This window comes from Rhizobium sp. BK312 (genome assembly GCF_014193605.1).
Taxonomy (GTDB): domain Bacteria; phylum Pseudomonadota; class Alphaproteobacteria; order Rhizobiales; family Rhizobiaceae; genus Rhizobium.
In genome coordinates this window covers 14,759-37,022 of the sequence record NZ_JACHZP010000015.1, presented here as the reverse complement: position 1 = coordinate 37,022, position 22,264 = coordinate 14,759, and the positions used below count along the sequence as shown (strand labels likewise).

General features: G+C 57.8%; 18 protein-coding genes and 3 pseudogenes. 14 read left to right on the top strand and 7 right to left on the bottom strand.

What is annotated here, in order from left to right:
- Positions 1 to 35 precede the first annotated feature (35 nt).
- Both FHT85_RS28775 and FHT85_RS28770 read left to right on the top strand, forming a co-directional pair.
- On the top strand, positions 36 to 1,466 hold the full coding sequence (locus FHT85_RS28775) for an aldehyde dehydrogenase (protein WP_183774705.1): 1,431 nt from the start codon (positions 36 to 38) through the stop codon (positions 1,464 to 1,466).
- Positions 1,467 to 1,512: 46 nt separating this feature from the next.
- The gene (locus FHT85_RS28770) at positions 1,513 to 2,454 is read left to right on the top strand and encodes an alpha/beta hydrolase (protein ID WP_183774703.1); all 942 of its coding nucleotides are present in this window, start codon (positions 1,513 to 1,515) and stop codon (positions 2,452 to 2,454) included.
- A gap of 19 nt (positions 2,455 to 2,473) precedes the next feature.
- On the opposite strand, the gene FHT85_RS28765 is transcribed toward FHT85_RS28770, so the two are convergent.
- On the bottom strand, positions 2,474 to 3,193 hold the full coding sequence (locus FHT85_RS28765; RefSeq protein ID WP_183774701.1) for a GntR family transcriptional regulator: 720 nt from the start codon (positions 3,191 to 3,193) through the stop codon (positions 2,474 to 2,476).
- A gap of 124 nt (positions 3,194 to 3,317) precedes the next feature.
- Between FHT85_RS28765 and FHT85_RS28760 the strand changes: the two genes are divergently transcribed.
- From FHT85_RS28760 to FHT85_RS28735, 6 genes are all read left to right on the top strand, one after another.
- Positions 3,318 to 4,361, top strand: coding sequence for an amidohydrolase family protein (locus FHT85_RS28760; protein WP_183774698.1), 1,044 nt, complete (start codon positions 3,318 to 3,320; stop codon positions 4,359 to 4,361).
- Between the two features lie 4 nt (positions 4,362 to 4,365).
- Positions 4,366 to 5,259, top strand: coding sequence for a VOC family protein (locus tag FHT85_RS28755; RefSeq protein ID WP_183774695.1), 894 nt, complete (start codon positions 4,366 to 4,368; stop codon positions 5,257 to 5,259).
- A 26-nt stretch (positions 5,260 to 5,285) separates the two neighbouring features.
- Positions 5,286 to 6,869, top strand: coding sequence for a bifunctional 3-(3-hydroxy-phenyl)propionate/3-hydroxycinnamic acid hydroxylase (locus FHT85_RS28750; protein ID WP_183774692.1), 1,584 nt, complete (start codon positions 5,286 to 5,288; stop codon positions 6,867 to 6,869).
- 51 nt (positions 6,870 to 6,920) lie between these two features.
- Positions 6,921 to 8,231: an MFS transporter gene (locus tag FHT85_RS28745; RefSeq protein WP_183774689.1), complete on the top strand. Its 1,311-nt coding sequence runs from the start codon at positions 6,921 to 6,923 to the stop codon at positions 8,229 to 8,231.
- 37 nt (positions 8,232 to 8,268) lie between these two features.
- Positions 8,269 to 9,117, top strand: a complete 849-nt coding sequence (locus tag FHT85_RS28740; RefSeq protein ID WP_183774686.1) for a fumarylacetoacetate hydrolase family protein — start codon at positions 8,269 to 8,271, stop codon at positions 9,115 to 9,117.
- Between the two features lie 122 nt (positions 9,118 to 9,239).
- The gene (locus FHT85_RS28735; protein WP_183774683.1) at positions 9,240 to 11,207 is read left to right on the top strand and encodes a glycoside hydrolase family 3 protein; all 1,968 of its coding nucleotides are present in this window, start codon (positions 9,240 to 9,242) and stop codon (positions 11,205 to 11,207) included.
- Positions 11,208 to 11,291: 84 nt separating this feature from the next.
- Here the strand turns inward: FHT85_RS28735 and FHT85_RS31065 are convergent.
- Positions 11,292 to 11,683 (bottom strand): annotated as a pseudogene (locus tag FHT85_RS31065) (transposase domain-containing protein); the annotation flags it as partial.
- A 20-nt stretch (positions 11,684 to 11,703) separates the two neighbouring features.
- Between FHT85_RS31065 and FHT85_RS28720 the strand changes: the two are divergent.
- Positions 11,704 to 11,937: pseudogene (locus FHT85_RS28720) on the top strand (transposase); the annotation flags it as partial.
- Between the two features lie 160 nt (positions 11,938 to 12,097).
- On the opposite strand, the gene FHT85_RS30950 reads toward FHT85_RS28720, so the two are convergent.
- On the bottom strand, positions 12,098 to 13,417 hold the full coding sequence (locus FHT85_RS30950) for a DUF4135 domain-containing protein (RefSeq protein ID WP_183774680.1): 1,320 nt from the start codon (positions 13,415 to 13,417) through the stop codon (positions 12,098 to 12,100).
- 106 nt (positions 13,418 to 13,523) lie between these two features.
- On the opposite strand from FHT85_RS30950, the pseudogene FHT85_RS28710 reads away from it, so the two are divergent.
- A pseudogene (locus FHT85_RS28710) lies at positions 13,524 to 13,673 on the top strand (hypothetical protein); the annotation flags it as partial.
- 395 nt (positions 13,674 to 14,068) lie between these two features.
- Here FHT85_RS28710 and FHT85_RS28705 read toward each other — a convergent pair.
- Positions 14,069 to 14,617, bottom strand: a complete 549-nt coding sequence (locus FHT85_RS28705; RefSeq protein WP_183774677.1) for a DUF4946 domain-containing protein — start codon at positions 14,615 to 14,617, stop codon at positions 14,069 to 14,071.
- 246 nt (positions 14,618 to 14,863) lie between these two features.
- Here FHT85_RS28705 and FHT85_RS28700 point away from each other — a divergent pair, with 246 nt between their 5' ends.
- The 4 genes from FHT85_RS28700 (at position 14,864) to FHT85_RS31060 (ending at position 18,555) form a co-directional block, all read left to right on the top strand.
- Entirely contained in the window at positions 14,864 to 15,595 is a 732-nt protein-coding gene (locus FHT85_RS28700; RefSeq protein ID WP_183774674.1) for a helix-turn-helix transcriptional regulator, read from the top strand.
- Between the two features lie 301 nt (positions 15,596 to 15,896).
- The gene (locus FHT85_RS28695) at positions 15,897 to 17,690 is read left to right on the top strand and encodes a methyl-accepting chemotaxis protein (protein WP_183774671.1); all 1,794 of its coding nucleotides are present in this window, start codon (positions 15,897 to 15,899) and stop codon (positions 17,688 to 17,690) included.
- Positions 17,690 to 18,163 carry a chemotaxis protein CheW gene (locus FHT85_RS28690; protein WP_183774669.1) on the top strand — a complete coding sequence of 158 codons (474 nt, stop codon included), beginning with the start codon at positions 17,690 to 17,692 and terminating at the stop codon, positions 18,161 to 18,163. The genes FHT85_RS28695 and FHT85_RS28690 overlap by 1 nt, the downstream gene beginning before the upstream one ends.
- A gap of 116 nt (positions 18,164 to 18,279) precedes the next feature.
- Positions 18,280 to 18,555 (top strand): PilZ domain-containing protein, encoded by a 276-nt coding sequence (locus FHT85_RS31060; RefSeq protein WP_310234828.1) that lies wholly within the window; start codon positions 18,280 to 18,282, stop codon positions 18,553 to 18,555.
- 30 nt (positions 18,556 to 18,585) lie between these two features.
- Here FHT85_RS31060 and FHT85_RS28680 read toward each other — a convergent pair whose 3' ends face one another.
- From FHT85_RS28680 to FHT85_RS28670, 3 genes are all read right to left on the bottom strand, one after another.
- Positions 18,586 to 19,803, bottom strand: coding sequence for a S41 family peptidase (locus FHT85_RS28680; RefSeq protein WP_183774666.1), 1,218 nt, complete (start codon positions 19,801 to 19,803; stop codon positions 18,586 to 18,588).
- A gap of 216 nt (positions 19,804 to 20,019) precedes the next feature.
- A complete protein-coding gene (locus tag FHT85_RS28675) occupies positions 20,020 to 20,616 on the bottom strand; it encodes a TetR/AcrR family transcriptional regulator (protein WP_183774663.1) in 597 nt (198 codons plus the stop codon).
- A 195-nt stretch (positions 20,617 to 20,811) separates the two neighbouring features.
- On the bottom strand, positions 20,812 to 22,119 hold the full coding sequence (locus FHT85_RS28670; RefSeq protein ID WP_246780134.1) for an MFS transporter: 1,308 nt from the start codon (positions 22,117 to 22,119) through the stop codon (positions 20,812 to 20,814).
- Between the last annotated feature and the right edge of the window lie 145 nt (positions 22,120 to 22,264).

Sequence of the window (22,264 nt, the reverse complement as noted above, 5' to 3'; positions counted from 1 at the left end):
CAAGACTTCAGCCTAACCGACACACGGAGACTGCCATGCAGCAAAACGTATCGACTTCCGGCAAACCAGGCCAGTTCGTTCGCCTCAACCCCGTAACCGGCGAGATCGCCAGCACCGCGCAGGCGGCGACCGCCGTGGAAGCGAATGCCGCTGCAGACAAGGCAGCCGCAGCCTTCCCGGCTTGGTCGGAGAGCGGCCCGAATGCCAGGCGGCAGCTGCTGCTGAAGGCATCGCAGGCCCTGGCCTCTAAGAAAGACGAGTTTGTCGCGCTCATGCAGGTCGAAACCGGTGCGACCGCAAGCTGGGCCGCCTTCAACGTGATGCTGGCCGCAAGCATGATCGCCGAGGCGGCATCGCTGACGACACAGATCAAGGGAGAGGTCATTCCCTCCGACAAGCCCGGATGCCATGCCATGTCGGTGCGCGAAGCTGTTGGCGTCTGCCTGGGCATAGCGCCGTGGAATGCCCCGATCATCCTTGGTGTCCGCGCTATCGCGACCGCGCTCGCATGCGGCAACACGGTCGTGCTCAAGGCTTCGGAAAAATGCCCGGCGGTACATAGCCTGATCATCGAGTGCTTTCAGTCGGCAGGTTTCCCGGAAGGCGTCGTCAATGTCGTGACCAACGCGCCGGAAGATGCGGCCGAAGTGGTGAATACGCTGATCGACCACCCGGCGGTGCGGCGCATCAATTTTACCGGCTCCACCGGCGTCGGCAAGATGATCGCGCGTCGCGCGGCAGAACATCTGAAGCCCGTCCTGCTGGAGCTTGGCGGCAAGGCGCCGTTCGTGGTGCTCGACGATGCCAATCTCGATGAAGCCGTTGCGGCAGCTGCCTTCGGTGCTTTCTTCAACCAGGGCCAGATCTGCATGTCGACGGAGCGCATCATTGTGGTTGACGCTATTGCAGATGCCTTTGTGCAAAAATTCCAGGCCAAGGCCGCCACGCTATCCGCCGGCAATCCGGCGGAAGGCAAAGCGCCTCTCGGAGCGGTGATCGGCATGGAAACCATCGAGAAAGTGCAAGCGCTGGTTCAGGATGCCGTTTCGAAGGGCGCCAAGCTCGCAACCGGCGGAACCGCCGAGGGCGTGCTGATGCCGGCGACGGTGGTCGATGGCGTTACCAAAGACATGCGCCTTTATGGTGAGGAAAGCTTCGGTCCGGTTGTCGCGGTGCTGCGCGCACGCGACGAAGATCATGCCATCGAACTGGCCAATGACAGCGAATACGGCCTGTCGGCTTCGGTGTTCACCGGCGACGCAGCGCGCGGTCTTCGCGTTGCCCGCCGTATCAAATCGGGCATCTGCCACGTAAACGGACCGACCGTTCACGACGAGGCGCAGATGCCGTTCGGCGGCGTCAAGGGCTCCGGTTATGGCCGTTTCGGCGGCCAGCCAGGTATCGCTGAGTTCACGGAACTGCGCTGGATAACCATCGAGACACAGCCGGGACATTATCCGATCTGATCCAGGTCGCTGTTTGGCGATGCTTAAAATAAGTATGGGAGGAAACATGCGATTGCTTTACTGGAGTTTGCTCATCGGAGTAGCGGGTATTATCTCGCCCGCCCACGCACAGATGTCGGCGAACTCGCCGTCGGTCGCAGAGGGTGTTCGCGCCTTCGGCGATCGGTTGGGACCGGACGTGGTGAAAGGTGTGACCGAGCTTTACAAGCCGCTGCACGAAGCGGCTTCGAAGGAAGGCGTAACAGTTACGAAGGATATCGCTTACGGGAGTGGCGAACGTCAGAAGCTCGATCTCTACGTTCCCTCCAATCTTCCGGCCGGCGCAAAGGTACCGGTTCTGGTCTTCGCGCATGGCGGCGGTTTCGTACGCGGCGACAAGAAGGACGTTGCCCATTTCGGTGTCTATTTTGCGCAGCATGGGATAGTAACCGCGCTGATCAACTACACTTATGCACCACAGGCGAGCTTCCCGTCTGGCGGCGAGGACGTCGGCAAGGCGGTGGCTTGGCTGCGGGAGCATCCGGAAGCGCATCCAGGTAATGTTGGTTCGATCTTCGTATCGGGCAATTCCGCCGGTGCGACGCATGCGGCGACCTACGGGTTTCTCACATCAGCCGGCAAGCCGGATGATGGCGTGCGCGGCTTGATCCTTATTTCGATACCGACAGCCGACGCGGAAGATCTTGCCCAGCAGGACAAGGTCTACTACGGCGAGGACGCATCGAAATATCCCGGCATGTCGATCATCCACCACGTGGCCGACCGGAAACTGCCGATCTTCCTGGCTGTGGGCGAAAACGACATGCCTTCGATCCAACGCCAGAACAAGCGGCTGGTCGATGCACTGTTTGCTCGCGATTGCAAGCTTCCGAACTACAAGACGGCGCTCGGCCACAACCATATTTCCATCATCGAGCATTTCGGTACCGCCGACGAAAGTCTCGGTCCCGATATCCTCGAATTCATCCGCGAAAACGCGGGCACGTGATTTTCCGGTTCCGTGAACATCAGGCCGGCGGCGTCGTGTCGCCGCCCTCGGTCGTTTCCAGATCGGCCCTGATGATTTCGGCTGTCTGCTCATAATGTCGCTGCAGAAGGCGCATAGCCCCTTCGCTGTCGCGATCCAGGACCGCCTTTACAATATCCGCATGCTCCTGGCTCACCTTGCGCACCCTGAATGCCTTGCGGCTGGAAAGCGCGCGATAACGGCCAAGGCGGTCCGCAAGCTGCTCACAGAAGCCGATCAGCGGACGCGATTGGCAGCCGCTGATGAGAATGGCATGAAAAGCCTTGTGCAGCCGCTCCCATTCCGGGTTGCTTTCGAACCGCTCGGGATTGAGCGAGCGGGGCGCCCGATCCAGCCGGTGATGGGCCACGATAAGAGCTTCTTCCCAAGCTGGGTCGGCATTGGCGATCGACTCGCGCAGGGCGAGACCTTCTACCCAGCACCGGGTTTTCGTCAGCTCCCCGAGTTCATCAAGACTGATCGGTTTTACGAAGAAGCCGCGCTGCTCCTTGCCGATGACCAGGTCCTCAGTGGTGAGGCGGTTTAACGCTTCCCGCAAGGGTGTTTGCCCGGCTTCGTAATGCTCCATCAGAAAACGCAGCTGTAGCTTACGGCCTGGTTCGAGCCTTGCCGACAAAATATCGGCCTTCAGTCGCTCGTAGATGCTCGTGGCAAGCGTTGCAGGGCTTTCCAGCCCCTTGTTCGGCGCATCGACGTTCATGTGGCTCCCACCATTCAAATCAATTTTTATATACACGAGCATACCGAAATATCAAAATTTATAAATTCTGTCTTTACGTACCGAAGTTTGTATATTATTCGAAAGATCAACACAGGAGGAAGGCGTGGGCGAGGAAAAGGCAAAACGCTTCAGGAGGGGTTGTGGCTGCAGCGGCATCGACGTTCATTGCCACGTTGTTCCTGCCCGTTTTCCGCTGCCGCGTGGCGGCTCCACTGTACGCGGATGGCCGTCCATGGTTGCCTCAGGTGATTGCCATGCGACTGTGGTCATCGATGAGAAGCCCTATCGTCAGGTGAGCGATGCCTGCTGGGTCGCCGAGCGGCGGCTTGAGGAAATGGATCGCTCCGGTATAGAGCTTCAAGCCCTTTCGCCTATGCCTGAGCTTTTCGGCTACTGGATCGAGACGGGCGCGGCCAACGATCTCGTGCGTCACGTCAGCGACTCGATCGCTGCCTTGGTAGCCGAAGGTCAGGGGCGTTTCGTCGGGCTGGGCGGTCTGCCGATGCAGGATATCGATCTTGCTATAGCCGAGCTGCATCGCATCGTGGGTAAACTTGGCTTCCGCGGCATCGAGATCGGCAGCAACATCAACGGTGTCGCGATCGGCGATCCGCGCTTCCACCCGCTCTTTGCGGAAGTCGAAAAGCTCGGTGCGGCGGTATTCGTCCATGCCGTGCGGCCGGCCGGCATGGATCGGGTCGTCGGTCCGGCGCCGCTTCAGCAGGTTCTTGGGTATCCGACCGATGTTGGCCTGGCGGCGGCTTCGGTGGTCACCGGTGGGCTGCTGCAGAAATTCCCGAAGCTCCGGATCGCCTTCAGCCATGGCGGAGGAACCTTTGCTTTGCTGTTGCCGCGCCTGGAGCAGGGTTATGCTGCATTTCCGGCGCTCAAGGATATCATGCCGGAAGCGCCCTCGGCGCAGGCGCGGCGTCTTTACGTGGACTCGCTCGTCTTCGATGCGGACACATTGCGGCGTCTGGTTTCCGTCTTCGGTGAAGAGCGCGTGCTGCTTGGCACCGACTATCCGTTCAATTTTCGCGAAAACGAGCCTGTTGCCCGTATCAACGAGGCTTTCGCCGATGTCGAACTGCGTGAACGCCTGAAATTTGCGAATGCGCGGGCTTTCCTCGCTCTGGATGAGGTTTGATCAGATGACCGATTTTCCTGTTTCCGCCCTGCGTAGTGTCGAACTGGGGACGCCTGATCTCCCAGCTTCCGTCGACTTCTACACCTGCGTTTGGGGGTTGGAAGTCGTTGCCGAAGCCGGGGGCAAGGTTTTCCTGGCGGCGACGGGCGACGATTTTCATGTGTTGGAGCTGAAGCAAAGCAATCGTTCGGAATTGCGCAAGATCAGTTTTCGCAGCGGTTCGGCTGAAGCGCTGGCGTCGCTGTTCGCAAAGACGGTTGTCGCAGGCTGTACTGTCCTGCGCGACATCGGACCCGCTGATGGTCCCGCCGGTGGCGAGCGTTTCGTCATCCGCGAGCCGCAAGGCGTTGTGCTAGAATTCGTACACGGCGACCGCCGCAAGCATGGCCGCGTGCTTCCCAACCGGCCAGAACGTCTGGCGCATGTCAACATCAACAGCGCTGATATCGAGGCGCTTTCGGACTTCTATCGTAATGTCCTCGGTTTCCGCCTGACGGACCGGTCGAAGCTTATGGCTTTCCTGCGCTGCAACGACGACCATCATGCGGTCGTGCTGGCCGAAGCACCGGTCAATGGGCTGAACCATGTCGCCTTCCTGATGCCCGACCTCGAATCCGTCATGCGAGGTTCTGGCCGCGTCGTCGATCACGGCTATCCGATCGGCTGGGGTGTGGGACGGCATGGACCGGGCGACAACGTCTTTGCCTATTTCGTCGACCCGCAAGGCGTAGTGATCGAATATACCGCCGAAGTTCTGCAGCTGGACGACTCCTATCGCTTCCGAGGACCTGAGGAATGGGTCTGGCCGCCCGGCCGGACAGATCATTGGGGTATTGCGCCTCCCAAAAGTGACGCCTGCAAGAAGGCACAGATTTCCATCGGCTTTTCCGGCGCCTGATGCGCCCAATAGACATTTGCAGAGGCATGCCTGTGACGAACGATAACGATATTTCGAACTCTTATGACGTGCTCGTGGTCGGCTTCGGCCCGGCTGGAGCCGTGGCCGCCGGCATGCTCGGCGCGCGAGGCCATTCCACGCTCGTCGTCGATCGATTGACCGGTATCTATGACAAGCCGCGCGCTATCGCGCTCGACCACGAAATCCTGCGCCATTTCGACAATATGGGCATTGCCGACGAGGTGCTTCCCGATATCGCGCCGTTCACGGCCTCCCAGCACTTCGGCGCAGAGGGGCAGCTCATCCGTCGTATCGACATGGTGCCGGAACCGTATCCGCTCGGCTACACCCCGAGCATGGTGTTTACCCAGCCTCCGGTCGAGGCTGTGCTGAGACGGCATGCCGAGAGCTTCGACTGCGTGAAGATAGAACTTGGCACGGAAATGGTCGATCTCGATCCTCAGGGGAATGAAGTGGTCGCGACGCTGCGGGATTCGTCGGACAAGAGCCAGAGGATCGCAGCGAAATATGTGATCGGCTGCGACGGGGCGTGGAGCCGTGTGCGTGAACTGTCGGGAATGAAGCTCGAGGATCTCGTCTTCGACGAGCCGTGGCTCGTAGTCGATGTGCAGGTACATGAAACCGCGCTGGGCAAGCTGCCGCAGACTTCGGCCCAGTTCTGCAATCCGGCGCGTCCGACCAGTTACATCATCGGTCCGAAGAACCACCGCCGCTGGGAAATCATGCTTCTGCCGGGCGAAGACCCGCGCGAGATGGAAAAGCCGGGAAATGTCTGGCGGCTGCTCTCGCCCTGGCTGATGCCGGAAGACGGCGAGCTGTGGCGGGCCGCCGCCTACCGCTTTCATGCGCTCGTTGCCGACGAATGGCGGCGGGGGAGGGTCATGATTGCCGGCGATGCCGCGCATCAGCAGCCGCCCTTTATCGGACAGGGCATGTGCCAAGGCCTGCGCGACGTTTCCAATCTCGTCTGGCGGCTCGACCGCATCCTAAAGGGGCAGTCTTCCGAAGCGCTGCTGAATACCTACACGGTGGAACGCAAGCGGCATGTGCAGACGCTGACCGGCAAGATCAAGGCGATTGGCCAGACGATCTGCGAACGCGATCCGGAAGCCGCCGCGGCGCGTGATGCCCGCATTCTTGCTGAGGGCGGCGGTCGGCCTCTTACCATTACCCGGCAGGAAATCGTTCCGCCCATCGAGGATGGGCTGATCGCCGAAGAAGGCACGCCGGCGCGAGGATTATTGTTCCCGCAGCCAGCAATCGTCGAAGACCCCGTTCCCCGTTTGATGGATGCCTTTACTGGACCGGAATGGCGGCTTGTGCTCGACGGCCGCCGGATCAGGATGGCCGAGGGAGAAGCGCTCGCCGAAGAGATTGACGGGATCGTGGTGAAGGCAGTTGTGCCTCAAGGCGATAACGCAGCCGATCCGGCCTCGCTCCGCGAAAAGGATGGCGTGCTCTCGGCCTGGTTCGACCGACACGGCGCCATCGCCGCTCTCGTCCGTCCGGACCATTACGTTTTTGGCGCGGCAAGATCGCTCGCCGATCTCGCTGAACAACTTTCAGATCTGCATCGGCGTCTCGCATGAGACACGGCGCGATCCGCTGATGACATCTTGATACGGTTTTGGGAGGGAAACATGACCGATACAGCAATCCAGAAAGGCAGTGCTTGGCGTCCGTTTGCGGTGCTCATCCTGCTCTTCCTGTTTCAAACGCTGAACTTCTTTGACAAGCTCGTCTTCGGCCTGTCGGCAGTGCCGATGATGAAGGAGCTGCAGATTACGCCGCAGCAGTTCGGTCTGATCGGCAGCAGCTTCTTCCTGCTGTTTTCGATATCGGGCGTGCTTGTCGGCCTGTTCGTCATCGGTCGCGTGCCGATCAAGTGGATCCTGGTGGCGCTTGCGGCGATCTGGTCGCTGACCCAGATCCCGATCTATTTCACCAGTTCCGTCACGGTTCTGGTGGTCTGCCGTATTCTTCTCGGTCTTGGCGAGGGGCCGGGCCTGCCAACGGCGCTCCATGCCGCGCATAACTGGTTCAGCCCGGAGAAGCGAAGCGTTCCAAGCGCCGTCGTTCTGCAGGGCATCAGCGTCGGCCTGCTCGCGGGTGGTCCGCTGCTCACCTATATCATCGTCCAGTACGGCTGGCGCACGGGCTTCCTTTTCTGCGGTGTCATCGGCATCTGCTGGATTTTCGCTTGGCTGTTCATCGGTGGCGAAGGCCCTTACGCGACGAGCAACGAAAAGAGCGCTGCCAGCCAGCCTTCCGAGGCACCGATCCCCGCCCGCAAACTCTGGCTCGACCCGACCGTCATCGGCGTCATCATCATGTCGACCATGTCCTACTGGATCGTCGGCATGTCCGCGACCTGGTTGCCGCCGTTCCTGCAGCAAGGGCTGGGCTATAGCCAGGTGCAGACCGGCAGCGTGATCTCCGCGGTCTACATCTTCCAGTCGCCGCTTCTGCTCATCGGCTCCTGGATCGCCCAGCGGATGCTTCAGCGCGGTGTCAGCAAGCGCACGGCGCTCGGCAGCGCCTCGGGCTACGCTCTGCTCGTCAGCGGTCTCGCCCTTATCGGCTCGGTCCACGCCAGCGGCGTGTTGCAGCTCGCGCTGATCGCAATCGCCTTCGCGGCGCCGAGCCTCACCACCGTCTATGGCCCGATCACGCTCGGTGCGGTCGCTCCGGCAGTTCAACGCGGCAAACTCATCGTGGTCATCTATTCCGCCAATGCGGTTTCCGCCCTCGCATCGAATGCGGTCACCGGCATGATCGTCCAGCGGCCCGGCCCCGAGCATCTGCCCGATGGCTATGCGAACGCGATGATGTTCACCGCGGCGATCCTCATCATCGGTGCGATTTCCGCCTTCGCGCTGATCTTCCCGGACCGCACCATCCAGCGTTTCGGCGACCGCAGCCGCGTTTCGGATCACATGCAGCGGGCATGACGGCCCGCCATTTACAAGCACTCAAGGAGAAGACCACATGAGATTGTCCACCGTCAGAATAGCCGGCCGCACGACCTGGGGCGTTGTTGATCAGGATAGCTTCCGCGACGTCGGAACCGTGCTCGCCGGCCGTTATGCCGATCTTAAGGCAGCCATCGCGGCCGGGCTGGCTGGCGTGGCGGAGGCAGCTGCCTCCGTCACTGCGACACCGCTCGCGGATATCGAATGGTTGCCCGTCGTCCCGAACCCGGACAAAATCCTCTGCGTCGGCCTGAACTACGAAATGCACCGCCAGGAAACAGGCCGTTCGGAAGTCGAAAACCCGACCATTTTCGCGCGCTATGCCAATAGCCAGACCGGCCATCTGGCGCCGATCGTGCGCCCCAAGGTCTCGACCGATCTCGATTACGAAGGCGAGCTCGCCATCATCATCGGCAAGCCCGGCCGCTATATCTCGCGTGAAGACGCGCTCAGCCACGTCGCCGGCTATGCGATCTACAACGATGGCAGCGTCCGTGACTTCCAGCGGCACACGCACCAGTTCACGCCGGGCAAGAATTTTCCAGATACCGGCGCCTTCGGCCCCTGGATGATGACGCCGGATGAGCTCGGCCCGCTGCCGGACCTGCGCATCCAGACCCGCCTCAACGGCCAGGTGGTGCAGGATGCGACCTTTGGCCAGATGATCTTCGATATCGCGCGCCAGATCGAATATTGCTCGAGCTTCACGCGTCTGGAAGCCGGTGACGTCATTGCCAGCGGCACACCTGGTGGAGTTGGTGCCAAGCGCAACCCGCCGCTATGGATGAAGCCGGGAGACGTCGTGGAGGTAGAAATCGACAGGCTCGGTATTCTCAGCAACCCGATCGTTGATGAAGTGCATTAGCTTCGTGGTTGCGAACTGATGAGGATCGACAGGCCTTAAGGTCCGCAAAAGCACTTGAGGTGGCGCGGTTTGCGCCCCTTCAATTTGCCGGGATCGATTGAAATTCTTTCGGGAGGGATGTCATGAAACAGTTCATTGCCTTATGTGCGGTCGTATCGCTGCTCGCTTCAACAGCTTTATCGCAGGAGCAGCCGGCGCTTTCGGCTCGTGTCGCCAAGACGCTGACCATTGACGGGCTTTCCTTCAAGGATCTCAATCGCAATGGCAAACTCGATCCTTACGAGGACTGGCGCCTGCCGGCTGCCGAGCGGGCTGCCGATCTGGTCAAGCAGATGACGTTGGAGGAGAAAGCCGGCCTGATGATGCATGGCACTGCTCCATCCGTCGGCCCCGGTTCCGGCATGGGGGTCGGGACCGAATATGATCTGGCGCGCGCCAAGGAGATGATCGACGGGCGCAAGGTCGTGACCTTCATAACGCGATTGGCAGGCGATGCCGCCCTATTGGCCGAGCAGAACAACAAGCTTCAGGAAATCGCGGAAGCTGGCCGACTTGGGATTCCGGCGACGATCAGCACTGATCCGCGCAACCACTTTCAGTTCGTGCTGGGTGCGAGCGTTGCGGCGGGCGGTTTCTCGAAATGGCCTGAAACCCTCGGGTTTGCGGCGATCGGCGATGCTGCACTCATGCGGCGCTTTGGCGATATTGCCCGCCAGGAATACCGCGCCGTAGGCATACAGGAAGCATTGTCTCCACAAGTGGATCTTGCCAGCGAGCCGCGCTGGCTACGCACCAACGGTACGTTCGGTGAGGATGCGCAACTCGCCAGATCCATGGCGGAAGCCTATGTGGCCGGGTTTCAAAATGGCGAGAACGGCATCAACAGGGAAAGCGTCGTTGCCGTGGCCAAACACTGGGCCGGCTACGGTGCAGCAAAAGACGGTTACGACAGCCACAACGCCTATGGACGCCACGCGACCTTTCCAGGCAATAATTTCGCAGAGCATCTCATTCCGTTTGAGGGAGCTTTCAAGGCGAAGGTCGGCGGCGTCATGCCGACATATTCGATCCTGGACGGCGTGACCCTCGACGGCAAGCCGCTCGAGCCGGTGGGCGCGGGATACAGCAAGCAGCTTCTGACCGATCTGCTGCGCGGCCATTATGGCTTCGACGGTGTCGTTCTCAGCGACTGGCTGATCACCAACGACTGCAAGGGAACTTGCCTGGATGGCGAGAAGCCGGGCGTAAAGCCGACTTTGAACGAGGAAACCTTCGGCATGCCTTGGGGCGTGGAGGATTTGAGCCGTGTCGACCGCTTCGCCAAAGCCGTCAATGCCGGCGTCGATCAGTTCGGCGGTGTCACCTCTTCCGATCTTCTCGTTCAGGCGGTGAAGGAAGGAAAGATCAAAGAACAGCGCATCGATCGATCTGCAACTCGTATTCTTGTCCAGAAATTCGAGCAGGGCCTTTTTGAAAATCCCTATGTCGACCCGCAAAAGGCGCGGGCAATCGTTGGCAATGCGGCATTTGCTGCGGAGGCAACCGCTGCTCAAAGCCGCGCCATGGTCTTGCTCGACAACAAGGCTGGCCTGCTGCCTATGACGTCAGGCAAAAAAGTGTTCCTGTATGGCATCGATGCAAAAATCGTGTCGGCACGCGGCTTTACTGTGGTGGCGGACGCCAAGGATGCCGATTTTGCGGTGATGCGTCTTAGCGCGCCCTATCAGCAGCCGCATATGAACTATTTCTTCGGTTCCCGTCAGCAGGAAGGCGATCTGGATTTCAAGGACGGCAATGCCGATTTCGAGACGTTCAAGGAAACGGCGAAGCAGGTTCCGACGATTGTCTCCATCTATCTGGCGCGTCCGGCAATCCTCACCGGAATACGCGAGCATGCCGCTGCGATCCTCGCCAATTTCGGCGCAAGCGACGCAGTCTTGTTCGATGTGATCGAGGGCAAGCAGAAAGCTGAAGGTAGGCTGCCTTTCGAACTCCCTTCATCGATGGACGAGGTGCGCGCGCAGAAATCCGATGTGCCGGATGACACCCGCAATCCGCTCTACCCGATCGGTTATCATATACGATACTGACCATTGGTCTCATTCTTCGACATCCAGATCTCCTTCGCGAGGTGCGGATAGACGGTAAGCATCCGGTGAAGGCCGCAGGTTAGGCGCTTGAGCGTTCAGTCCGTGTGGCTGCCAATTCCACGGAAGCAATTGCTGCAGCTTACTGATTGGCGTGTCGGCGATGCGGGCCAGAACGGCAGCGAGCCAAGCCTGCGGATTGATGTCGTTGAGTTTGGCACTCATGATCAGCGCCGCCGTGAAGGCAGCACGATCAGCGCCGCGATCCGATCCGGCGAAGTGCCATGACTTCTCCCGAGAGCAAAGCCAGCGCGCGTTCAACCGCGTTGTTCGTGAGACAAATCTGGCCGTGGTCGAGGAAAGACACGACCGGAGAACTGCGCGACAGTTTTGCCCGCTTAGTTTGAAGGCAGTGGTGCAGTTCGTCGCAGCCGCAGGCTGTGCTTGCAACGGCGCTCCAGGCGCTCCACCGCGGAAAGTTGATCTCATGCTCGATGTCTGGGCCAGATTGCTTCGTGACATTGGCCATGACGTTCGTCTCCTCCCTGCGCAATATGTGCGAACCTACGTCAAGACGAACAAGAGCGACGCGGCTGATGCCGAAGCGATCTGCGAGGCAGTCACACGACCGACGATGTGCTTTGTGCCGATCAAGGAAGAGGTGCAACAGGAAGTTCTGGTTCTACATCGGGTCAGGGAGATGTTAATCCGCCAACGGACCCAGCTCATCAACTAGATTCTTGGTCGTGGCGATGAGTTCGCCCATGGGGCACCGGGGACTCCGGAATCACGCGAGTGGGCTGTCATGAAGGCGCGGGAGATTTATGAGCCGGATCGGCTTATTGACAGGTTGAAGGTGAAGAGCCGGAATTTTCAGTACGCGATTCGCCAGCTCATACCGACGGTATAGCGCGCCGCGAATGCCCGCCGTCGTCGGCAGAAACCAACCGGTTAACCATCATCCGTAGAGTCGTCGAGATACGAGGCTCATTGAGCATCAAAATCTTCTCCCTCCATTGAGAAAACGGGCTTTTGAACCAAGCGTGCCGCGTCGGACGGTAGTTACTGTAGATTTGGCAGTTATGGATATCTACGTGAAAGATCGGGATATTTCCGGCGCTAAGCTGGGCAAACTCCCAGTCGGTAATGGGAATAGTCGGAAATGTCGGAGGTGTTCCGGCTATCTTTATCCGACCTCTAAACACCTCACGCATCAGGCCTACACCGTATGCTGACATTTCCTCCACCAGCAACTTATAGAAACTGGTCGGTCGAAACAGCTTTCTTGATCGCAGCTTCAGCGATTCTAATATCGCTGCATTGCGCTCGTTGTTTCGTATCAGCGCCCGAATAGTGTCGTTATATCCGTCGGAAAATTCGCGGATGTAATCCGCCACTCTCGCGATGTTTCCCTGCTCATCACGAATGGGATGTTCCGTACGAGGAACATCTCGAACAATCTCGAAACCGTTTTGCGACAAATGAAGATCGCTATATTCTGAAAATATTGATCGGCCATTGCTGGCGTCGACGCCGATCACGCTATTTGAAATGGCAACAAAGTCGGCGCTGAAAGAAAAAGCTCTATTGTCGAGAGGGTATAGGAAGCATTCCAAATCTATCGGAATAGATCCGGCAGGCGTCATTATGTAGTTTTCATAATCAATGTCAAAGATGTTAAAGTAAAAAACGATGGCAGCGAGGAAGCCCAGCCCATAAGCCTGTCGCTTCGGGTCGCCGCGATCCCCCTCCCTTATCCAGGTTCGGGAAAACCAGCCGAATTCAGTTTCGTCGCGAGTAAGGGACGCGACCTTCATGTTGAGGTCAAACCCTTCGCGAACTAGCTCTTCAACTAACTTATAACAATTCAGATCGCCATATTTGAGCACGAGGGAACGATCGTCGAATGTAAGCCTGATGGGGAGTTTCGATCCGTGAAGGTCCGCATCGAGGAGTTGAACACTGATTGGACAAGAATCTGTGTTTGCGAGGGCCGCCTGAACTGCAGTACACGAATTTGTTTTGAGAAGAGAAACTCGGTTCTCATAGGCTCGTTGCTGGCGGAAGAGCAGGGGTTTGATCTCTTCCCGTGGAAGACCGATGCTTCGCAAATAAGCTTCTTGCGTCGATAACGACGACGAGAATTTCTTTGAGATTTTTGCAATCTCGTTGTCTATCAGCTTTGTTACGTTTGACGCCGTTGCTAGTTGCACCGCGTACCGCTTTGGCAGCATTTGCTGGTTGACAAAATTACAGAGTCGCCGCGAATGGCTGAAATGGCGTTGCTGAACAAAGTCGATCGCGCTGAAACAGAGCGGAGTGATCTGGGTTCAGCCGACACTGATTGCCGAGATCGAGTATCGTGCCTGGACTGATGACGGCAAACTGCGTCACGCTTCGTACAAGGGCCTCCGGGAGCGGCAGGACAATGCCGAGGTCTACCGTCTAACCGCTATTCAAAGCAGGTGAGACACACCGACGATGGCCCTATCAGTTTGTCGATTCTCTCGCGATTTTTGAAGCGCTTCGCTCTAAGATTGAGAATGAAGCTTTGCGCCAATTGCCGGAATTTGGCGCTGCGGACCAGTTCCTGTCCAGAAACTTCGTCCTCGCCGTTGCAGCCTATTCAAGTGCCCTGACCACTTCGCTTTTCGAGTTTGCGGGAAACCCCCACGGACGATGAGGGGCCAGAACAAGATGCCGAAGCGGGCAATGTACGCTCGCGCCGGCCCAGAACTGATGAGGGCGAGGATGCTGCCGCTAGATCACAGAAAGTGAAGATGAACCCGTAATTGTAAGAACGCGGCAATCCCGACTATCGTACCCGTCTCGCCACGGTGAGCCATACGCGTCGGGCGGCTTGATTAGTCAGGCCGTAGGCTGTCGCGCATGGCGGCGAATTCAGCTTTATAGATCTGAAATTTTTCCGGCTGGGCGGTGTAGCTCAAGGATTGCGCTGTGTGAACCCCGAGCGCGACGACTATCTCTTGCGTCAGAACTTCTGTGTTATCCTTGCGCACGTGACAGCGCGTCTGTCGGGCCTGAATGTCGCCAAGCGTGGTCCTCTGGGACGTATCGCAGGCGGCCTGCAGGCCCTTGGCCGCATAGCCATCTCGTATGGTCGCGATCATGGACGTTGTTTGATCGTCCAGATTAGGCATGTCACCGCCCTTTATCTTGAGGATTGACAGATTTAACGCCGCCTCGAGCTGACCTTTCCGATCCATTTTAAGAGCGAGTTGATTTGAACCGTCGAAATGTTCTCCGCTACCGCTGGTCGGCATGGGAACGCTGTGCCGCTCCCAGCCATGCGGCCATTGAACCGCAGAACCCGCCAATGCCTCCGAAGCCAATAGAGCGGCTGGCAACAACAGCGACACCCACCGGGTGAGTAGTTTAAACGCAACCTTCATTGCCCTCTATTCCTCATCATCACACAAGTTGCCTTCGCAGCCCTGCCTGCTGCGAGAGATGTTAAATTCTCGTATCGGCCGCCGCCTCAAACAGGATCGTCAGGCACCTCTCTCTTCAGTTCTGCGAACCGCTTGGGCGAGGTAGCCGTGTGCACTACACCGGATAAGCCTGCGGTTGCGCATTTACACATTCTTAATATTTCACCCCCAGAACCTGATGCCTGAACTTGGTTGGAGATTTGAAGATTGCCGTTCTCCCGCGCCCTCGCTCTTAGCGACCCTCTTAATGATGTCCTCGATCTGAGGTCGCTGCCTACCCGCAGGCAGGTGGTGTTGCATCCGTTTATTGAAAAGCTGCGTGGAGCCGTGCCATTTGATTTCTTTGCGGTATCGGGACTGGACCTCGATGGCTACCGGTTCGGCAGCGGGCACTCGATCGACACCGATGTGCCGCCAGCCTTTCTCGACGCCTATTATGGTGATGACCTCCTGAAATCTGATCCTTTCGTGGCGGCATCAATGTCGTCCGCGAATGTTGTTATCGAGGAGGAAGTCTATGCTGAAGCACCTCCTCCCCAAAGGCTGCAATATCTTGCCAGGACCTTCGGCGTGCTCAATCGTACACTTTTTCCTATCCGACGCGGTAACGTGGTATTCGGTGCGGTCACCTTCTCTCGTTCAACACCTTTCTTAGAGGAAGAAATCGCATTCCTGGGCGAGATCGCCGAGACCACCCACCGCGTTCTGACGCGGCCAATCATGGACAGGTTCTCGGCGCAGACACTTAAGTTGATCGAGGGTGAGATCACCTGCCTAAGATTTGCCAGTCTCGGCAAGACAACGGACGAGATTGCCATATTGAGCGGTTACACGCCGGACACCGTGAATAGTTACATGAAGGCTGCAATCCGCAAGCTCGGTGCGGACAATCGCGTTCACGCGATCGCTGAGGCGATCCGACGCGGGCTAATTTCCTAGCTGAAGATCGAACAGAAATTGGTGTGATCGCGTTGGCTGCCTCAGCGAGGCGGCCTTCGAACGCGTTTTACAACCCTGGGGCTGGGGGGATGAGCAGAATGTGCAGCTGCTGAGCGAATGCTCACGTGCGCCTGACGAAATTAAGATTTTGTTTGGTGTTCGACCCTAGAAATAGGGGCGCCGGGAGGAGGGATTGTCCCAATGTCAATCAGCCGGCTGACCTATAACCGAAAGCCACGGCCTCCAAGTCCAACAGAGCCTAATTGGCGGACACGAGCCCTCGGCGGACATGGAGTGCATCATGGGTATTATGTCTTTTGGTTTCTCGTCTGAGGCAAGCGCCGTTCTTGCAGCGATGAGCAAATCGCAGGCGATCATCGAATTCGACCTCACAGGAAGAATTCTATCCGCCAATCCGAACTTTTGTGCCGCGCTTGGCTACGAGTTGAACGAAATTGTCGGGCAGCATCATCGGATATTTGTTGATCCGGCAGAGGGCTCCAGCGCCGAATACCGGCAGTTCTGGAGCGATCTGGCTGCTGGGAAATTTGATCAGCGCCAATATAAACGAATTGGTAAAGGTGGAAAGGAAATCTGGATCGAGGGTTCATACAACCCGGTGTTCAGGGGTGGCAAACCTTATAAGGTTGTCAAGTTCGCAACCGATATAACAGCACAAAAGCTCAAGAGCGCCGAGGATGCCGGGAAGCTTGACGCGCTGTCGCGCGCTCAGGCCATAATTGAATTCACGCCAGCGGGCGAGATTCTGACGGCCAACGAGAACTTTCTCAACACGCTCGGATACCATCTGTCGGAGATCAAGGGAAAGCATCACTCGATGTTCTGTGAGCCCGCCTACACCCAAAGTGACGACTATAGGCGCTTCTGGACCCGATTGGCGGGAGGCGAGTTTGTCGCCGATGAGTTCATGCGTCTTGGGAAGGGCGGAAAGAAGGTCTATATCCAGGCTTCGTACAACCCGATCTTTGACATGAACGGCAAGGTCTTCAAGGTCGTCAAGTTCGCAACCGACGTCACCAAGCGCGTCGAAAACGTGGACAATCTCGCTTCCGCGCTGCAAGGCCTTGCCGACGGCGACCTGACCCAGGAGCTCGGCATGCCCTTCTTGCCGACGCTGGAGAAGCTCCGGTTGGATTTCAACAGCGCTGCCTCCAAACTCCGCTCAGCCATGGAAACGGTATCGCGGAATGCCGGCGCCATCGCCGCCGCATCGCAGGAAATCCGGACCGCTTCCGATGATCTCTCCCGCCGCACCGAGCAGCAGGCCGCTTCCGTGGAGGAAACCGCGGCAGCCCTGGAAGAGATCACCACGACAGTCTCCGATTCCAGTCATCGGGCTCAGGAGGCAGGCCAGTTGGTCCGCAGGACCAAGGAGAGTGCAGAACGCTCGGGCCTGGTCGTGCGACAGGCGGTTGAGGCGATGGGAAAGATCGAGACTTCCGCCTCGGAGATCGCCAATATCATTGGTGTGATCGACGAGATCGCTTTCCAGACAAATCTTCTCGCTTTGAATGCGGGCGTTGAAGCCGCCCGCGCAGGCGACGCCGGCAAAGGCTTTGCGGTCGTAGCGCAAGAGGTTCGTGAGCTTGCCCAGCGCTCGGCCAAGGCGGCGAAGGAGATCAAGGATCTGATCGGTACGTCAAACGGGCATGTTAAGAGTGGGGTTGCCCTCGTGGGAGAAACCGGCAAGGCCCTGGAGGAGATAGTCGGACAGGTCGTGCATGTCGACAGCAATGTCGGCGCAATCGCCGAGGCGTCCCGAGAACAGGCGACAGGCCTGAAGGAAATCAATACCGCGGTCAACATGATGGACCAGGGCACACAAAAGAACGCTGCCATGGTCGAGGAGACGTCTGCAGCCGCGCACGGGCTGGCGAGAGAAGCTGACGCTCTGTTCCAACTTCTTTCTCAGTTCAATATCGGCGGGGCGCAGTCCCAGCGTTCGGCGGCGAGTGCCACCTCTCCCACGCCGCGATCGGCTGCCAATGCCGTGCGGCAGATGACAGCGAAGGTTGCACATGCATTCCAGGGGAATGCCGCAGTCAAGGGCGGTGACAGTTGGGAGGAATTCTGATGTCCGGCCTTAGCACCAATTTGAACGGCCAGACCACACTCGACATCATTGCATTCCAGCTCGGCGAGCAAACATTCTGCATTGAAACGACGTCAGTTCGCGAAATTCGCGGATGGGCAGCCTCGACGCCACTGCCACATACGTCCGCTGAAGTTCTCGGTGTGATCAATTTACGCGGAACAATCATCCCGACGATCGACCTGGCCCGCAAACTTGGGATGCGCTCAGGCGAAACGACCGAGCGCAGTGCAATCGTGGTGGTGGAGGTTCATGGAAAGCCGATGGGACTTGTCGTAGACCGGGTGACCGATATGATCTCCGTCACCGCGGATCAACTTCAGCCGCCCCCCGACATCATCGGGTCCATCGATCGATCATGTTGCGAGGGGATTATCACGCACCCATCGGGAATGATTTGCTTCCTTCATTTGACGAACATGTTCGCAACGGGGGATGAGACTATAGCAGCATAGATCGTTCGCAGCGGCGTCATTCACGCCTGCCTCCTGCTCCCTTAACACCGCAATCATTGTCCGTCCTTTAAGGACGAACCTTAGCGTATCACTGGATGAAGGAAGTACATTGAACCATGTCTAGCTCCGATGGGGAAGCGATGAGTGAACGCCGAAAATTTGCCAGAACGCGTGCTCTCAAAGGAGCGCGGATTATCTACGCTAACGGTTCTCTCACGCGAGATTGCGCCGTGAGGAACCTTTCCACGAACGGGGCAAAATTGGTTATGCCAAGCACCGCAGGTATCCCGGACAGTTTCGAGCTTACGTTCGAAGATGGCGCCCGGAAAAACTGCGTCGTTCGCTGGCGAAAACTGACGGATATCGGCATCGAATTTGTCGGCGAGGCCTGATCGGCAGAGAGATTTCCGGCGAACAGCGGTTTACTGTGCCGATATCATCTTGGCCGCAAGTTCGAGCTGGGCATCGGTACCTTTCTTCAGTTCGTTTCGCGTCAAGGGGATCGACACGTCCGGTGTTACTCCCACGCCTTCGAACTGGCGACCATCGGGAAAATATTCGCGCTTGGTCGATACCCTGAACGACATACCGAACTCCGGCAACCTCACGAAGTAAGGCTGCCCCGTCGATCCAAAGCTGGGTTCACCGAGCACGAGGCCTCGCTCGCCATTCTTGAAGCGCATAGCGAAATCCTCGCAAGCTGAAGCGCTGCCACCATTGATGAGCAGCGCCATCTTTCCCTTCCAGGCGTCAGGGCAAGGTAGCGTTATATCCGGGCCACTTCGCATCATCGTTGTCGGTAATGCTGGGATGCTGCCGTGGAAGGAGTTGGAAGCATCGGACTTGGCGATCGTCATGGGAGTGGATACCAGGGTGCCGCGACAGGGCTTGGTCATAATGGCGGACAGCAGGTTGCCGGGCGAGCTGCCACCGCCGTTGTCGCGTAGATCGAGGAGAAAGGCCCGAGCATTTTCCACGCCCCGAATGCCAGCAATAGCGGCCTCCTCATGTTTTGGATCATCAAAGCTTGGAATGCGGATCACCACCAGTCCGTCTGGGCGATGGATCGTTTCGACTTCGCTTGCGAGAGGAGGGCCGCGCTCCGGTTCAGTTGGCAGCTCGGTCAGATCGATTGCCACTTGCCTACCGTCATCCGTGCCGATCGTAAAATGCCGAGGCAACAGAAAAGGGCGAAGCCACGTCATCCAATCCAGCGCCGCCAGGCTGGACTGGCCGATGTGTTCACGCACGGTCCCAAGCCAGTCATCGACCAGTTTGCCGTCAACGACCGTCACCACGTCACCCGGGTGAAGGTGCGTTATTCTGGATCGCACGATTGTCCACTGATTGTCGATCCGTCTTATCCTGAGCGGCATCGTCCCTGTCTGCTGCGTCAATTCTTCGTCCCAAAATGAGGTATGGCCATTTCGCAGGCTTGCGAAGAAGCGCATTGTAGCCAGCGAAAAGGCTTTCCTGTTTGGTGCTTCCAGCGCCTCTCGCAGATAAGCACGATAACGCGTCTCAAAATCGTAATCCGCAGGCAATCCCTCAGCATGCGCAAAGTAGCGTTTGATCGCATGGTAAGCGGTTGCGCCGATATAGGCGCGATCTGTGATATCCGGGTCACGAAACTGGGTCATACGGGCTGGCTCGCCATCGGCTGCGGTATGTCACGTTTTGCTGGGTCATGACACAACGGGGTTCAGGAAGGCTTAATCGGCAGTATGCTTCGAAGGATCGCCATATAGGATGCCTAAGTCATGGATAATGTGGGATGCGACACGAAAGCAGCGGTTCGATTCCCTTCAAGAGCAAAGATACTCGGAACATATACCCTGCGAATTTCCATGAGCCCGTCACAGCTTAACTGGCTCGGCACAGCCGAACAGGATTGCTTGGCTCATCTGCCGGTAGCGTGCGGTGATTTCCTCTGGAGAAGGTGCGAAAAAGCTTTGGTTGGTTCCCCGAGCACCGTCGCAGAGAAGCTGCACCAAAGTTTCGACCGATATCGAAGACCGAAGTGTCAGTTGGTCGTTTGCCATGACCTGTTTGAGCAATGCGGCGAAATCGGCTTGGAAAACTGTTGCAGCTTCGACCATCTCCGGACGGCATAGGCGAAACGCGTAGTCGTTGACCTCAAGCGCGAAGGGTGAAAGCACCAATTTCCTTCTCGTGTCGCCATATCGGACATCAAGAACAGCGGTGACGATATCAAGTACATTTGCGCCAGCCGAAAACAGCCTTGTGCCTTCGCTAAGACTGCCTTGTCGGGTCCGTTGGTTGTTTTGGCGAACCATTGCCTGAAAGGCTTCTTCCTTGCTGCTGAAGTGATGATAGAGGCCACGGCGCGTAATGTTGCAATATTTTGCCAGTTTGCTCATTGTCATGGCTTCATAGCCATGATCGAGAAAACTCTGGGTAATATTGGAAACCAGGACTTCGTAAGCCGACATGCAACGCGCTTTCAACGATTCTCTCGGGTCAATCTATAAGATGCGGCGTGAACATCGAGCAAAAATGGCGTGCATTCGGTACACGGTTCCTCTGAGGATTGCTGATCGTCATGCAAAGTTCTCGTTGCGCGAACCGGGACAGCAGCCTGACAATCCTGATCTTCAAACGTGGCTTTGTCCCGATAGACGCGATTTTCATACCGCGCGTGCCGCTGTGTTGTCCGATTCGAGCTTGTAGTTGAAGATAGCCACCAACGCCAAAGCCGACGAGACGACGAGAGCGGCACTCGATACGATGCTAAGTGCGACGCCAATCTTGTTTGGATCGCCGATGATGTTCTGGCTGACAAACCCGACCACTGTGGGGCCGACGCCCATGCCGATAAGTGTCACAATCAGGATGCCGACTGCGCTCGAGATGCCGCGCATACGGGACGGTGTGATGTCCTGAAGCGCAGGAGGACCGTTCGCAACGATGACTGTGGAAAGAAATGTTGCGATAGATATCAAGGCAAGCGCGGCGTTGAGGGTCGAAGCAAAGGGTACTGCCGCAGCGAACAGCGATGCAGCCAGGGCGGCGCCGCACATAAGGATGGGGCGAGCCGCCGCAATACCACGTCGAACCAGGCTATCGCCGAGTACCGCGCCAAAGAGCAGCCCCGATACACTCGAGGCAATCAAGAGTGGTCCGAGGCTAAAGCCGATGGCGACTAGCGGCATATGAAAGGTGCGGATCAACACGGTGGGGATCCATGCGCTGTAGCTATAGGCTTGGGTCGCTGCAAAGCCCAGGCAGAAATAAAGGCTCGCGAGTTCTACTCGATTATTCGAAAAATAGGCGCGGATCTCGGCCATGCCCGGTACAGGGGCTGGAACAGTTCCGGAATGCTTACGGGGTTCCTTGAGGCTTGCGGCCCAAAGGGCGACAACGATGCCAGGTAGTCCGATGAAGACGAATACCATCTGCCATATGTACTGCATGCCGGACAGAAGGAAGACGTTTCCTGCGCTCGACAATTCATGAAGAACCGTCGCTGCCAAAACGAGCGATAGACCGGCTCCGATGAATGCGCCTGTGCTGTAAATACTTATTGCAAGTCCGCGTCGGCGGGTGGGGAACAAATCGCTGATCAGGGAATAGGCGGCGGGTGTGAGGGCTGCTTCCCCGAATGCGACACCTGTCCGGCACAGCAAAAGAGCTCCAAAATTGCCCGCAAAGCCGCAAGCGGCTGTCATGATGCTCCAGAGCGCGATTCCTACGGCGGCAATCCGCACACGGTTTCCGGTATCAACCAAGCGGCCCAGCGGCAATCCAGCGGTTGCCAGCACAATGGCGAAGGTGAAACCCTGCAGCAGGCCGATCTGCAGATCTGTCAGATGAAGGTCCTGTCTCAGCGGCTCCGCCAGGAGACCAAGTATTTGCCGGTCGAGATAAGACAAGGTGGAAGCGATGGTCAGAACGCCCAAGGTGTACGACGGATTAATCGGTCTTGGTAAGGGCATTCGCTCAGGTCCTCTCGGCAAACCGGTGGTTTGGCGACGACGTGAAGCGCGCTTTAGAATTCTCCGCCTCAGCGCGCGAGCACCATTCGACACCGGTCGATTTCTCAGATTGCAATAATATGAGAAACATTCTCGTTGACAAGTG